General features: G+C 68.7%; 12 protein-coding genes. 2 read left to right on the forward strand and 10 right to left on the reverse strand.

All coding sequences use genetic code 11. From position 1 onward, the window contains the following. Window positions 1-298 precede the first annotated feature (298 nt). A complete protein-coding gene (locus KDW55_RS17545) occupies window positions 299-805 on the forward strand; it encodes a GNAT family protein (RefSeq protein ID WP_040138900.1) in 507 nt (168 codons plus the stop codon). 287 nt (window positions 806-1092) lie between these two features. After that, complete coding sequence (locus KDW55_RS17550; RefSeq protein ID WP_212161627.1) at window positions 1093-2451, forward strand: aspartate aminotransferase family protein; 1359 nt, start codon at window positions 1093-1095, stop codon at window positions 2449-2451. A gap of 116 nt (window positions 2452-2567) precedes the next feature. On the opposite strand, the gene KDW55_RS17555 is transcribed toward KDW55_RS17550, so the two are convergent. The 10 genes from KDW55_RS17555 to araH all read right to left on the reverse strand — a co-directional run bounded on the left by KDW55_RS17555 (window position 2568) and on the right by araH (window position 14983). After that, window positions 2568-3185, reverse strand: coding sequence for a 3'-5' exonuclease (locus KDW55_RS17555; RefSeq protein ID WP_209822072.1), 618 nt, complete (start codon window positions 3183-3185; stop codon window positions 2568-2570). Between the two features lie 205 nt (window positions 3186-3390). Then, the gene (locus tag KDW55_RS17560) at window positions 3391-5115 is read right to left on the reverse strand and encodes a tannase/feruloyl esterase family alpha/beta hydrolase (protein ID WP_212161626.1); all 1725 of its coding nucleotides are present in this window, start codon (window positions 5113-5115) and stop codon (window positions 3391-3393) included. 33 nt (window positions 5116-5148) lie between these two features. Continuing rightward, window positions 5149-6297: a porin gene (locus KDW55_RS17565; protein WP_069243446.1), complete on the reverse strand. Its 1149-nt coding sequence runs from the start codon at window positions 6295-6297 to the stop codon at window positions 5149-5151. A gap of 68 nt (window positions 6298-6365) precedes the next feature. Then, complete coding sequence (gene mhpT / locus KDW55_RS17570) at window positions 6366-7571, reverse strand: 3-(3-hydroxy-phenyl)propionate transporter MhpT (RefSeq protein WP_040138905.1); 1206 nt, start codon at window positions 7569-7571, stop codon at window positions 6366-6368. 246 nt (window positions 7572-7817) lie between these two features. Then, the gene (locus KDW55_RS17575) at window positions 7818-9722 is read right to left on the reverse strand and encodes a feruloyl-CoA synthase (RefSeq protein WP_249174117.1); all 1905 of its coding nucleotides are present in this window, start codon (window positions 9720-9722) and stop codon (window positions 7818-7820) included. Window positions 9723-9733: 11 nt separating this feature from the next. After that, window positions 9734-11182, reverse strand: a complete 1449-nt coding sequence (locus KDW55_RS17580; protein ID WP_212161623.1) for an aldehyde dehydrogenase — start codon at window positions 11180-11182, stop codon at window positions 9734-9736. A gap of 71 nt (window positions 11183-11253) precedes the next feature. Further along, entirely contained in the window at window positions 11254-12084 is an 831-nt protein-coding gene (locus KDW55_RS17585) for a p-hydroxycinnamoyl CoA hydratase/lyase (protein ID WP_040138908.1), read from the reverse strand. A gap of 234 nt (window positions 12085-12318) precedes the next feature. Beyond that, window positions 12319-12843, reverse strand: a complete 525-nt coding sequence (locus KDW55_RS17590) for a MarR family winged helix-turn-helix transcriptional regulator (RefSeq protein WP_069243448.1) — start codon at window positions 12841-12843, stop codon at window positions 12319-12321. Window positions 12844-13009: 166 nt separating this feature from the next. After that, window positions 13010-13912 (reverse strand): SMP-30/gluconolactonase/LRE family protein, encoded by a 903-nt coding sequence (locus KDW55_RS17595; RefSeq protein WP_212161622.1) that lies wholly within the window; start codon window positions 13910-13912, stop codon window positions 13010-13012. A gap of 51 nt (window positions 13913-13963) precedes the next feature. Then, window positions 13964-14983 (reverse strand): L-arabinose ABC transporter permease AraH, encoded by a 1020-nt coding sequence (gene araH / locus KDW55_RS17600; protein WP_040138911.1) that lies wholly within the window; start codon window positions 14981-14983, stop codon window positions 13964-13966. Window positions 14984-14987 lie beyond the last annotated feature (4 nt).

The following is a 14987-nucleotide window of genomic DNA, read 5'->3' on the forward strand; positions in this document are numbered from 1 at the left end:
ATCCCGCCCGAGGACGAGCCTCGCGTGGAGCGCGTCGGCCAACATGCGGCGTTCCGGCTGGCTCGGGTGAGCACGGGTTCGCCACGGCATGCGCAATTTCCGGTCGGCTCGTCACACGCCTGTGTCGCGATTCCCGCCCGCGGCAACGGCCGCCATTCGCGTGCCCGTAACGTGCGCCACGCGCGTCGATGCGGCACGGCGATCGCACAGGCAAACGCACGCGTTTCCCCTTAGCATTGTCGATGCACCGCCGCCGCGCACGCCGCAAATCCCGCTGACAAACCCGCGAACCGCACCGATGATCACGATCCGCCTGCTCGATGCCGCCGACGCGGCGCAATTCCGCTCCGTCCGCCTGCACGCGATCGACACGTCGCCGACGTCGTTCCTGCCGACGCGCGACGAAGAAGCCGGCATCCCGGTCGAGGAATTCGCGACGCGCATTACGCCCAGCGGCGTGCAGGCCGTATTCGGCGCATTCGACGACGACACGCTCATCGGCATCACCGGCGTGCGCCGCGATACGCGCGCGAAGGTAGCGCACAAGGCATTGATATGGGGCGTGTTCGTCGCCTCCGCATATCGCGGGCGGGGCGTCGCGCAATCGCTGCTCGACGCCGCCACAGCCCACGCAGCGCAAACGTGGAGCTGCACGCAGCTGACGCTGTGCGTAAACGAGATCAACCGCAGCGCGGAGCGGCTATATGCGTCGCAGGGCTTCGTCCGGTTCGGCACGGAACCGCGTGCGCTGTTCGTCGACGGACGCTTCTACGACGAACACCACATGGTCAAGATGCTGGCGTAATGCGCTCGCGCGCACCGCGCCGATCGCACGCGAACGCGTTTCATCACCGCTTGTCGGCGATCGTCACGTTCGTCAGCGTCATCGCACCGACGTTGAACCCGTAGATCGACCACGGCGACGTGACAATCGCCCCGTCCAGCGCGACAAGACGTACGTCGTCGTATCTTTATGCGCACAAACTTTCGGCATCCCGGCGCGGCCGGCTAGCCCGGATCGACCGCGCGCACGGAATATGACAAGCTCGCGGAGGTTTCACCGGTCCCTTAACCCCGTCACAGGAGCTTCAATTGCAGACCCGCCACGGAGTCGACCTCATCCGCGCTCGCGCACTGTTCGATCGTGAGCGCCACGCGTTCACCGAAGCCATGCCGATCTCCCGCGCGTTGTCCGCGGAAGCGGCGGAGCACCTGCTCTTCGGCGTGCCGTTGCACTGGATGCAAGACTGGTCGACACCGTTTTCGCTGGTCGTGAAAGAAGCGCGCGGCGCGACGTTCACCGACGTCGACGGTCACCGCTACGCAGACTTCTGCCTTGGCGACACCGGCGCGATGTTCGGCCATGCTCCCGAGCCCGTCGCGCGCGCGCTCGCCGAACAGGCGACGCGCGGCTATACGACGATGCTGCCGAGCGAGGACGCCGCATGGGTGTCGCGCGAACTCGCGCGGCGCTTCAAGCTGCCGATCTGGCAATTCGCGCTGAGTGCGAGCGACGCGAACCGCTTCGTGCTGCGCTGGGCACGCGCGGCCACCGGCCGCAACACGATCGTCGTGTTCAACGGCTGCTATCACGGCACGGTCGACGACGTGTTCGTCGACCTCGTCGACGGTCGTCCGGTGCAGCGCGACAGCCTGCTCGGTCAATCCTATGACCTGCTCGCGAACACGCGCGTGATCGAGTTCAACGATCTCGACGCGCTCGAAGCGGCGCTGAAGGTTGGCGACGTCGCGTGCGTGCTCGCCGAGCCGGCGATGACGAACATCGGAATGGTGCTGCCCGAGCCCGGTTTCTGGGACGCCGCGCGCGAGCTGACGCGCCGATACGGCACGCTGCTCGTGATCGACGAAACGCACACGATCAGCAGCGGCCCGGGCGGTTACGCGGCCGCGCACGGCCTCGAGCCGGACGCGCTGGTCGTGGGCAAGCCGATCGCGGGCGGCGTGCCGTGCGCGGTGTACGGGTTTAGCGCCGAATTCGCGAATCGCGCGAAGCAGGCGAAGCTGAACGCGCCGCCCGGCCATTCGGGCATCGGCACGACGCTGACCGCGAACATGCTCGCGATGCATGCAATGCGGGCGACGCTTGCAGAAGTCGCGACCGATGCCGCGTATGCGCACATGTTCGAACTGGCCGCGCGGCTCGCCAGCGGGCTCGAACAGACAATCGCGAAGCGCGGGCTGCCATGGTGCGTGACGCGCATCGGCGCGCGCACCGAGTTCCAGTTCACGCCGGTGCCGCCGCGCAACGGCACGATCGCGGGCGAGCAACTCGACAGCGAGCTCGAGCACATCGTGCATCTGTATCTGCTGAACCGCGGCGTGCTGATCACGCCGTTCCACAACATGATGCTCGTGTGCCCGCAGACGACGACCGACGACGTCGACACGCTCGTCGCGCAGTTCGATGCGTGTATGGGCGAACTGCTGTGACATGATGCGGCGTGCGTTCGAGGTCGCTCACAACGGCCGGCCGAGCGCACGCCTGGCGCCACTTCGGCGGATCCGCCGGATCGACCCGCGCACCGGCCGCACTGCAGGCGCCGGGGTCAGCGCGCGCGTGCGCCCAGCGAACCGAAGAACGTCGCGACCTTCGCCTTGCTCGTCGTCTGCAGGCGCGACATGAGCCCGTGATCGACTTGCGTCAGTCCGTACGTCGCGCCGATGTCGCGCTGCATCCGGCACCACAGATGGCTCGCAATCTCCGCGTCGACCATCGCGCGGTGAGCGCGGCCCGTCTGCGGCAGGCGCAACATGTCGGCGAGGCTCGACAGCCGGTGGCTGCGCGCATCCGGGTAGACGCGCCGCGCGACGAGCATCGTGCACGCGAACGCATGGTCGGCCGCCATCCCGAGCATCCCGAGTTCGGCCTGCCAGAAGCGCTTGTCGAAACCGGCGTTGTGCGCGACGACCGGATGACTGCCGACGAACGCGGCGGCCTCTTTCATCACCTTCGACACCGGCGGCGCCGACGCGATCATTTCGTTCGTGATGCCGGTAAGCGCGACAACGTCGGACGGAATGCGGCGCCCTGCGTTCATGAGGCTCTGGTAGCGGTCGACGATCTCGCCGTCGCGCAGCAGGATCACGGCGATTTCGGTCGCTCTGTCTCCCATGTTCGGAGAAAGCCCGGTTGTTTCGAAGTCGAGTACCGCTACGGTTTGCATGGTCGAATCGGAGGAAGGAGACATGGTGCTGCACGTCGGTCAGCACATCGCACCGACGAGGACGCGCCATGGTACATCCTGATCCGGCCTTCCCCGGAAAATGACGACGTCATGCGTCGAACGCCGCCGCTTCGCGCACCTGCCCGCCGCCACGGCGAATGGACCGATGCGCGCGCACCTTGGTCCATTCGCGCGTTCCCTTACGTCACCGGCAACTGAAGCTCGCCGCCGAATTCAGGTCGCCCGAGCCGTTGTAGCGCGCGACCTGCGGATACGGACACAGCGGACGCGTGCGCCCCGCGCCCCACGACGCCGGCACGTCCGCGTTCGGCACCGCGTTCGTCGTGTCGCGCGCGGCGGCGACGATCGCCGTGGGCGCCTGGCCCTGCTCGACCCACGCGACGAGCGGCGTCAGCATGTCGAACTGGTCGGTGGCCGGCCCGCCCGAGCAGTGGTTCATCCCCGGCACCGGATAGAAGCGCGCGAAGCTCGATGCATCGCCGCCGTTCGCCTGCGCGAGCCGCGCATACCAGTCGCTCGTGTCGTTGAACGAGAACACCGGATCGCCGGTGCCGTGATAGACGAGCAGCTTCGCACCGCGCGACTTCAGCGCGGACAGGTTCGTCTCGTCGGGCGGCGTCATGAACGACCACGACGATTGCTTGTACGTGCCGTTCGTCGCGAAGATCGCAGGTGCGTCGTTGTCCATGTCGAAACCGAGCGCGAAGCCGGCGAGATTCGCGAGCGTCGCAGCGGTTTTCGGCGGCGTCATGAACGTGAACGCCATCGCGGCCGGGTCGAGCACGATCGAATTCGACTGCTTCCACGCGGCCCAGCCCGGCCCCGAGATGCCCGGATCGTACGGAAAGCTCGCATAGAGCGCCGTGCCCGCGCTGTTGCGCGCGCCCGCGAATACGTTCTCCAGCGCACCCTTCTGCGCGGTCGTCAGGCACGACCCGGTACGCGTGCCATTCGCGCAGGTGGGAATGTCCGTGTCGACGCTGAAATGCGCCTGGCATGCGGCAACGTCCTGCACCATTCCGTCGGCCACGCCGTCGAGCGCATCGCACTTGTCGAGAATCTTCGCGCCGACGAACTGGCGCTCGGTGTCGGTGAAGCCGCTTCGGATGTCGGGCAGCCCGTTCGTTCCGGTCGCCGACGCGATCTTTGCGAACTGCTGCGCACCGTATATCTCGCCGATCGCCGCCTTCGGCAGGTGAAAGCCCGGGTCGCCTGCGATGATTCCGTCATAGTCGCCCGCGTTGCGCACGGCGGTGACCATCGCATGACGGCCGCCGTTCGAGCAGCCGCCGAAATAGCTGCGATCGGGCGCTTTCCCGTATGCGAGCCGGATCACCTGTTTCGCCATCGGCGTGAGCGCATCGACGGCACCGTAGCCGTAGTCGAGTCGCGCTTGCGGATCGAGGCCGAACAGCGGATTCTGCGCGGCGCTGTGCCCGGCGTCCGAGCTGATCACGGCGAAGCCCTGGTTCAGCGCGTCCGTCAGCGGGCCGCCGCCGCCGATCTCGCCGGTCGCGGTCAAGACGTTGCCGTCGAGCCCGCCGTTCGCCTGATAGAAAAAGCGGCCGTTCCATGCCTTCGGCAAGCGCATCTCGAAGCCGATCGCGTAGGTCTTGCCGTCCACCGCGCTCACGCGCTCGTTCATCTTTCCCTGCACCACGCAATGCTCGGCGATCGGCTTGCCGGCCACCTTCAGCGCACCGGCGGCCGCGGTCGTCACCGACGTGAACGACGTGTTCGCATACGCGAGCTTCGCCGCGAGCGCGTCGCAGGTCTGCGCCATCGCGGCCGGCGTCGCGGCGCTCAGGTGCGCCGGTGCGGAGCTGACCGAATCGTCGCCGCCGCAACCTGCAAGCATCGCGGCGGCCGACAACGGCGCGATATACAGGAATGCAGATTTTCTGTTCACGATATCTCCCGTTCAGTTCGTCACGCCGATGAATCAGAACATGTGCCGCACGCCGACCATCGCGCCGAGCTGACCCATCCCCGCGCCGGGCGTCGTGCCAGGGCCGCCGCCGCTGACCGAGTAGCGTGCATGCGCGCTGTTCCACAGATACGACGACTGCGCGTAGACGGCCGTACGCTTGCTCAACAAATAGGTCGCGCGCAGCGTGGCCATCGTGCCGCGCGTGTCGTGCGCGCTGTTGACGATCCGGTAGCCTTCGCCGTCGACGATGAAGTCGGGCTTCACCGCATACGACGCGCCGACGAAGAACAGATCCGAATGCGCGCCGGGCGCCGCCGGCGAACCGGTCGACACGCGCCGCCCGATCCAGCCCGCGCCGATCCGCGCGCCGGCCGCCTGCGCATACGCGCTCACGTGCGTGCGCGTGTCCTTGCCGCCGCTGCTCGTGAAGGGGGCGGGCGCCACGCCGTCGAAGAAGTTGGCGGCCGCACCGGTGCCGCCACGCTGTTCCTCGTACGACGCCGCCGCGCCGAAATACGCGCTGTCGTACTTGAGCATCACCGACCAGTTCCGGCATTGCACCGCGTCGCCAGGCACCTGTCCCGCGCACGTCCCCTGCCCCGGCGAGTTGCCGGTACCCGCACCGTCGCGGCCGAACGAATACGCGGCGCCGAGCGTCACGCCGCGATACGTGCCGACGTAAGTCACCGCGTTGTCGGCGCGGCCGTTCGGCACGTATGCGTCGAACGAGCCGAGCCCGTAGATGTCGGGGCCGATGATGTCCGCGCCCTGCAGCGCGAGGTACGTCATCGTGTACTGGCGGCCGAACGCAAGCGTGCCGAAGCTGCTCTTCAGCCCGACGAACGCCTGCCGCCCGAACAGCCGGCCGCCCTGGCCCAAATCGCCGCCGCGCACGTTGAAGCCGCTTTCGAGCGTGAACACCGCCTGGTAGCCGCCGCCGAGATCTTCGGTGCCGCGCAGCCCCCAGCGCGACGGCAGTTCGCCCGTCACGCCCGGCATCCGCACGACGTGATCGCCGGCCGCGTTGGCGTGCGACACGAACTCGACGCCCGTATCGATGATCCCGTACAGCGTCACGCTCGACTGCGCGTGCGCACCCGGTGCGGCAAGCGCGCAGCACGCGCCGGCGGCCAGCAGGCCGTTCCTTGTCTTCGTCTTCATTTCGTTGCGTCTCCAGACCGTGATGAATTGCGCGCTCTGACGGCGCGCATTGAAAAAAGCGAAACGTTTCAGTCGTCCGCGTGCGGGCGACGGATCAGCACGAATGCAGCGAAGGCCGCGACGAGCGTGACGGGAATGCTCGCGCCGATCACGACGGGCGCGCTGCGGCCAGCGGCGAGCAGCGTCGCGGCCGCGAGCGGCCCGACGACGGAGCCGAGCCGGCCGACGGCGACCGCCGCGCCGACGCCGGTACCGCGCATCGCGGTGGGGTAGTAGATCGCCGCGAGCGCATACAGCACCGACTGTCCGCCGACGACGAACATCCCGGCCGCGAACGCGGCCACCGCGAGCGATGCGAAACCGGGCGCGGCGGCGAGCGCGGCAAGCGACAGCACGATCCCGACATACATGCCGCCGACCACGCGCGACGCGCGCATCCGGTCGAGCGCCGCGCCGATGCCGAGCGCGCCGAGCCCCGCGCCGACGTTGAACGCGATCTGCACGAGGCCGACGTGCGCGCGATCGAGCCCGCGCGCGGCCATCAGCGACGGCAGCCAGTTCAGCAGGAAGTACAGGACGATCAGCGTGCAGAAGTAGCTGACCCAAAGCGCGACCGTCGACGTCGTGCGGCCGTCGCCGAACAGCGTGCGTGCGACGCTGGTGCGCGCGGCCTGCGTGCCGGCGACGTCGAGATACGCGCGCGATTCCGGCAGGAACCACACCAGCAGCGGCACGAGCAGCAGCGGCCCCACGCCGCCGACGTAGAAAATGTGCCGCCATTCGGTGTCGCCGGCGAGCAGCACGCCGATTAGCGACGCGATCACGCCGCCGAACGGAATGCCGCAGTACATCGTCGCCACCGCGCTGCTGCGCGAGCGCGGCTCGACCGCTTCGGACGACAGCGCGATCAGGTTCGGCATCGCACCGCCGAGGCCGATGCCGGTCAGCACGCGGACGACGACGAGCATTGCGAACGTCGAGACCTGCGCGGTCGCGATCGACAGCAGCCCGAACAGCACGACCGATGCGATCAGCACGCGCTTGCGGCCGATCCGGTCGGCGAGCCGGCCGCCGAGCATCGCGCCCGGCAGCAGCCCGAACGTGCCCGCGCTGAACGCGATGCCCATCTGCGACACCGACAGTCCGAATTCGCGCGCCATCCGCGGCGCGGCGACACCGACCGACTGCAGGTCGAGCCCTTCGAGGAGTGCGATCGCGAAACACAGTGCGAGCGTGGTCGCGACCGTGGGTTTTTCGGCAACGTAAGTGTTCATGCTGTCTCCAGATCCTATGTCTTGTCTTGTAGTCGGCCGGCCTTGCAACGGCCGCCGCGCGCCGCCGCCGGCCAGTGGCGGGCCGGCGCGCGAGGGGTCGCATGAATGGCTGCATTTATCAGGCAACCTGATTCACTGGCCGCAGGAATGCCCGCCGGTGTCGTGGCCGGCCGGTCGTTGTGCCCGCTGGTTGCTGCTCGTTGCTGCTCGTTGCGGCCCGTTGCCGCGTGCCGCCCGTTACGCGTTTCAGCCCGTGCGCGCCGCTTGCGCGTAGATCGCGTCGGGATCGCGCCGCGTCGGGTCGTACAGCGCATCGATCGTCGCCGCGCGATGCTTCTGCACGGCGGCCTGGTTCAGCGAACCCTTGTCGGTCACTTCGCCGAGATCGAGCGACGGCGGCGTGTCGATCAGCCGGATCCGCGCGACGAACGTCGAACCGCCGCTCGCGTTCCGGTTCAGCGCAGCGAGCCATGCCGCAAACGCCGCGCGCACGGCCGGCGCGCGCAGCACGTCGGTCACCGATGCATCGGCGGGAAGCCCGGCCAGTGCACGGCATGCATCGACGCGCGGAAACACCAGCAAGCCGATGTCGTCGCGATTGATCCCGGTGACGACCACGTCCTGCACGTATGGCGCACCGCTCGACACCGCATTCGCGCGCAGCGGCCCGACGCTGACGAACGTGCCGCTGCTCAGCTTGAAGTCCTCGGTCAGCCGCCCGTCGAACATCAGCCCGAGTTCCGGCCGCGCCGGATCGGCAAAGACCCCCGCATCGCCGCTGCGGTAATAGCCTTCTTCGTCGAACACGTCGCGCGGATCGACGTCCGCGTGCCAGTAGCCGCGCATCACGTTCGGCCCCTTGAAGCGCAGTTCGTGCTTGCCGCCGCACGGCACGAGCTTCGCATCGCAGCCGGGCGCGGGCAGCCCGATGTAGCCGGCGCGCATCAGCGGCCCCGTCGTGAACAGGCACGACGGCGACGCCTCGGTCATCCCGAGGCCGGCCATGATGCGGATCCGCTCGCCGCAATGCGCTTCGGTCACGCGGTCGAGCCGGTCCCATGCGGCCTGCGACAGCCCCGCTCCGCCGAAGAAATACAGTTTCACGCGCGAGAAGAACGTGTCGCGCAGCGCGGCGTCGCGCTCGAGCGCGGCGGTCAGTTCCTCCCAGCCCTTCGGCACGTTGAAGTAGATCGTCGGCGCGATCTCGCGCAGGTTGCGCACGGTTTCGTCGAAGCGGCCCGGCATCGGGCGGCCGTCGTCGATATACAGCGTGCCGCCGTTGTACAGCGCGATGCCGAGGTTGTGACTGCCGCCGAACGTGTGGTTCCACGGCAGCCAGTCGACCAGCACCGGCGGTTCGCGCGTGAGCTCGGGCATCGTCTGGCGCAGCATCTGCTGGTTGCTGCACAGCATCCGGTGCGTGGTCGGCACCGCCTTCGGCTGCTTGGTGGAACCCGACGTGAACAAGATCTTCGCGAGATCATCGGGACCCACCGCGGCGTGGATCGCGTCGATCGTGCGCGGAGCGGTGCCGAGCAGCCGCGACAGCGGCACCGCGCGGCCGTCGGCATCGGCGTCGGCGTCGCGCGCGACGATCAGCGCCGCATCGGCCGGCAGCGTCGCGTCGAGTGCGCGCGCGAACGGCGCGCGCTCGGCGACGAATACGGCACCCGGCCGCAGCACGGCGAGCGTGTGACGCAGCTTGCCGAAGTCGCTCGACACCAGCGAATACGCGGGCGAGATCGGCGAGTACGGCACGCCCGCCAGCATCGCCGCGAACATCAGCTGCAAATGCTCGAGATCGTTGCCGGACAGCACCGCGAGCGGACGCTCCGCCGACAGCCCGAGATCGACGAGCCCCTGGCCGAGCGCGCGGGCGCGTTCGAGCATCTGCGCGTACGTGATCTCGATCCAGTGGCCGTCCGCACCGCGCCGCGCGGCAAGCACACGGTCCGGATGGGCTTGCGCGCCGCGCACGAGACAGTCGGTGATGCGCGTCGGGTAATCGCCGAGCGGCTCGCGCGAGCGCAGGTACCAGGTGCCGTCGGCCGTGCGGCGAATCTCGGCCGCGCCGACCGCGACGTCGGCCGCGCGGTAGCGCACGCGGCCCGTGTCGTTCACCGGGCTGCTCGCGGGCGTCGCAACATTCATCGTCGGCTCGCTCATATCGGGTAGTGCCGCGGCGTGGTCTGCACGGTGATCCAGCGCAGCTCGGTGAATTCCGCGATCGACGCGCGGCTGCCGAAGCGGCCGTAGCCGCTCGCTTTCGTGCCGCCGAACGGCATCTGCGCTTCGTCGTGCACGGTCGGCCCGTTGACGTGGCAGATCCCCGATTCGATCCGGCGCGCGACCGCCATCGCACGCGCGATGTCGCGGCTGAACACGCTCGCCGACAATCCGAACTCGCTGTCGTTCGCAAGCGCGACCGCTTCGTCGTCGCTGTCCGCGCGCAGGATCGCGACGACCGGCGCGAACGACTCCTCGCGATAGAGCCGCATGTCGCGCGTGACGCCGTCGACGATTGACGGCTGCATCGTCGCGCCCTCCACTCGGCAGCCGAGCGGCAGTCGCGCGCCGTGCGCACGCGCATCGTCGACCAGCGACGCGGCGCGCGCGGCCGCCGCCGCATCGACCATCGTGCCGAGTGCGTGACCGGCCTGCGGATCGCCGGCAACGAGCGTGCGGGCCTTTGCCGTCAGCCGTTCGACGAGCGCGTCGGCAATCGGCCGCGCGGCGATCACGCGCTCGGTCGACATGCAGATCTGCCCCTGGTTGAAGAACGCACCGAAGGCGATCGCGTCAACGGCCGCATCGAGGTCGGCATCGTCGAGCACCAGCACCGGCGCCTTGCCGCCGAGTTCGAGGAGCACGGGCTTCAGGTGCGCGGCCGCGTGGCGCGCGATGATGCGGCCGACGTGGGTCGAGCCGGTGAAGTTGATGCGCTTCACGTGCGGATGCGCGATCATCCGCTCGACGAGTTCGGGTGCATCGGCGGCCGCGTGCGTGATCACGTTCACCACGCCGCCGCCGAGCCCGGCTTCGTCCAGCACCGCGCCGATCAGCGTATGCACGCCGGGGCATGCCTCGGATGCCTTCAACACGACCGTATTGCCGCACGCGAGCGGCATCGCGAGCGCACGCGTGCCGAGAATCACCGGCGCGTTCCACGGCGCGATGCCGAGCACCACGCCGCACGGCACGCGCATCGCGAGCGCGAGATTGCCCGGTACGTCCGACGGGATCACGTCGCCGTCGATCTGCGTCGTCATCGACGCGGCCTCGCGCAGCATGTTGGCCGCGAGCGTCACGTTGAAGCCGAGCCAGCCTGGCGTCGCGCCCGTTTCGGCGACGCCGGCCGCGATGAATTCGTCGATGCGCGCGTCCATCAGGTCCGCCGCCTTCAGCAGCCGGCGGCGCCGCTCGGTCGGCGCGAGCGCCGCCCACGCGGGGAATGCGCGCTGCGCGGCGTCGATTGCCGCGTCGGCGTCGGCAATGCCGGCCGCCGGCGCGCGCGACGCAAGCGCGCCCGTCGCGGGGTTGAAGCGGTCGAAGGTGCGGCCGTCACGGGCGGTACACCACTCGCCGCCGATCAGCATCCGTCTGTCGGTCATGTCGTCTCCTGCCTTGCCTGTCTCTTCCGGTTACGCCGGCGGTTGCGCCGGCGGCTGCGTCGGCGCTTGTATCAGCGCTTGTATGCCTGCAGGCCCGGCTTGATCGTCTTGTCGTCGAGGAACTGCTTCAGCCCCTGTTCGCGGCCGCGTTCCGGATCGCGCAGCTGCGCCTGGTCGAGCTTCGCATACAGGTAGTCCTCGCACTGCTCCCACGTGAGCTCGCGCGAACGCTTGAAGCCGTGTTTCGCCGCGCGCAGCACGACCGGGTTCTTGTCCATCAGCCGCGCCGCGAGCGCGATCGTCGCGTCGCGCAGCCCGGCGAGCGGCACGCTGCTGTTCACAAGGCCCATCTCCGCCGCTTCTACGCCGGTGAACGTGTCGCCGGTCATGATGTAGTGCAGCGCGCGGCGGTGCCCGACCGTGTCCGCCATCGCCTTGCTCACGAGGTTGCCGGGCGGGATGCCCCAGTTGATCTCCGACAGCCCGAACACCGCTTCATCCGCGGCGATCGCGAGGTCGCACGCGACGAGCGGCGAGAACCCGCCGCCGAAGCACCAGCCGTTCACCATCGCGATCGTCGGCTTGTTGTACATCCGCAGCCGGCGCCACTGCCATTCCGACGCGTCGCGGCGCACCTTCTCCTGCAGCGCGTCGGAGCCGCCGTCGATTTCGCGGAAATACTCCTTCAGATCCATGCCGGCCGTCCACGCGGCGCCGGCGCCCGTCAGCACCAGCACCTTGGCCTCGTCGTCGAACTCGATCGCGTCGAGCACCTGCAGCATTTCCTGGTTCAGCGTCGGGCTCATCGCATTGCGTTTCTCCGGGCGGTTCAACGTGACCCACGCGATGCCGGCCTCCACTTTCACTTCAACGGTCTGCCAGCGGTTGTCGTACTTGCTCATGTCTGTTCCTGTCGTTCGTTCCTGTGCGATTCGGTGCGCAGCATCCCTGCTGCGGACGACTTCATTTAATATCAGGCTACCTGATATTGCAAGCGGCATGAGCGCCGGTGTTAACCCGAAGCGGAAAGCGACGAAATCAGGGAACGGTCAGGCGGCCGGCGGCAACGCGCACACGGCGAAAGCGGGCCGCGCGGGCCCGCGTCATGCGGGTTCGGAAGCGATCGGCGGCGGGGATCAGCCGCGCAGGTTGCGCGAGAACAGTTCGAGCGCGCGTTGCACGTGCGCGGCATCGTCGGCGGAGATGTCGCCGAGCATGCGCGCCTCGAGCGGGCGCAGCACGGCCTCGCATTCGCGCAGCATCGCCGCGCCTGCGTCGGTCAGCTTCAGCAGGATGATGCGGCCGTGCGACGGGTCGGCCTCGCGCGTGACGAAGCCGCGGGCGGCCATCACGCTCATTACCTCGTTCGCCGATTGCGGCGTGATCCACGAGCGCTCGGCGAGCTGTGCGTTCGACGATGCGCCGCGCGCCTCGAGCACCGACAGCGCCGTGTATTGCGCGAGCGTGATGCCGAGCGGTGCGAGCGCGTCGGTCATGTGACGGCGCAGCAGCCGGTCGAGGCCGCCGATCACGTAGGTCAGGCGCTGTTGCACGCGCGCCTTCGGCTTGTCGCCGGGCGCGCGGTCGGCCGTCGCGGCGTCCGTCGGGGTGTGCTTTACCGCGCGCTTCGGGATAGCGGGCTTGGTCGTTGCGGAACTCATGGTGCTGGCGGGATGGAATTGCGGGCCATCTTACCAGCAGGTGGGCAGATGAACGACGTGGCGGCGGCCGATCGCAGCCGCCGTCCGCACCGGATCGCGTGCATGAGCGCGCGGCCCGCCGCATCAGCGGGCTCCCATCGACGGCAACCCGTATGCGGCGGCGCGATCAGCCGCGCGGCTTGCCCGCGAATCGCGCGGTCGGCAGCCCCGCGTAGCGGGTGCGCGCGACGAATACGCCGCCGGCGTCGGCATCGTTCGCCAACGCATCGTCGTCGAGCCCGACGCGTGCGCTCGTCACGTACAACCGGCCGTCACCGTCGAGTGCGACGCAGCTCGGCTGCGCGGTCGGCACGTCAACGCGATCCGTCTCGACGCCGTCCGGCCCGTAACGCACCACCCGCCGGCCGCCCCACTGCGCGTTCCACAGCCCGCCGTCGCGATCCATCGTCGAGCCGTCCGGGTCGCCGTTCGCATCGGTCAGCCGCGCGAACGGCCGCACGTTGGCCACGTCGCCGCCGGTACGGTAATCGCACACGAGAATCTCGCGCACCATCGAATCGCAGAAATACATCTTCGTGCCATCGGGCGAGAACGCGATGCTGTTCGCGATCGCCGCCGCCGGCAACGCGAGCCGCTCGAGCGTGAGGTCGGGATTGAGCCGGTAGAACCCACCGACCGCGCGCGGCGGCTCGCCGCCTTCGTCCTTCATCCCGAACACGAACGCGCCGAACGGATCGCAGCGGCCGTCGTTCAGACGCGTCGGCAGATCGGGCTCGACGTCGACGATCTGCGTGAACGCGCCGCTGCGCAGATCGAAGAACGCGAGACGGGTCGCGAGCCCGACCAGCAGCACGTCGGGATCCGGCGTGAGCGCGAAGCACGCCAGGCGCTCGGGCATCGGCCACTGCGCGAGCGCGGAACCGTCCGCGCGGCAGCGCCACAGCCGCGCGCCTTCGATGTCGGTCCAGTACAGCGTGTGCGTCGCATCGCACCACGTCGCGCCTTCGCCGAGCATGTTGCGGCTGTCCACCAGCAGCGCCGCCGCCGTGCCCGGATGAGTCTGTTGCATGCCGTCTCCCGATATTCGTCGTAGTTGCCGGCGGTCGCGCGCGGATCGAACTCAGATCTTCATCGCGCGCCGCTGGTTGCGACGATACTGGTCGAACAGCACCGCGAGCAACAGAATTCCGCCGCGTATCAGATATTGGTAAAACGTCGGCACGTTCAACAGGCTCATCGCGTCCTGCACGGAGCCCATGATCAGCACGCCAACCAGCACGCCGGAGATCGTCGCGACGCCGCCCGTCAGCGACACGCCGCCGAGCACGCATGCCGAGATCACGCCGAGTTCGAGGCCGACCGACGTCTTCGGATCGCCGAGGCTCATCCGCGACGCGAGCATCACGCCGGCGAAGCCGGTCACGAGCCCCTGCAGCACGAACACCGTGATCTTGATGCGCATCACCGGCAGCCCTGCGAGCAGCGCGGCTTCGCCGTTGCCGCCGACGGCCAGCACGTTCTTGCCGAACACCGTCTTGCGCAGCAGGAAGCCGAACACGACGAAGCCGATGATGTTGCTCCAGATCGGATACGAGATGCCGAGGAACGAGCCGCCGCCGAGATCGAAGAAACGCTCCTCGGAGATCATCACCGCGTCGCCGTTCGACGTGATGAACGCGAGCCCGCGCACGACTTCCATCATCGCGAGCGTGACGATCAGCGAGTTGATCCGCCAGCGCGCGATCAGCACGCCGTTCACGAGCCCGACCGCGCCGCCCGCGAGCACGCCCGCCGCGATGCCGAGCACGACGCTGTGCGTCGCGGTGATCAGCGTCGATGCGACGACGCCCGAGAACGCGACGATCGACGCGACCGACAGGTCGACTTCGCCGAGTGCGAGCACGAACATCATCGTCACCGCGATCGAGCCGATCAGCGTGACCGACAGCAGGAGGCCCTGGATGTTGCGCGGCGTGAGGAAGTCCGGCACCGTCAGCGACAGCACCGCGAACAGCACGAGAAACACCATCACGATGCCGGAGCGGTTGACCAGCTGCCACACGCCGCCGCGCGGGCGCGCGGCCGCGGCCGCGGCGTCCGGGGAGGGGGAAGTACGTTGGGGTTGCATTGCCTGGCTCATATCA

The organism is Burkholderia sp. AU19243 (assembly GCF_018148075.1).
In the GTDB taxonomy this organism is placed as follows: domain Bacteria; phylum Pseudomonadota; class Gammaproteobacteria; order Burkholderiales; family Burkholderiaceae; genus Burkholderia; species Burkholderia latens_A.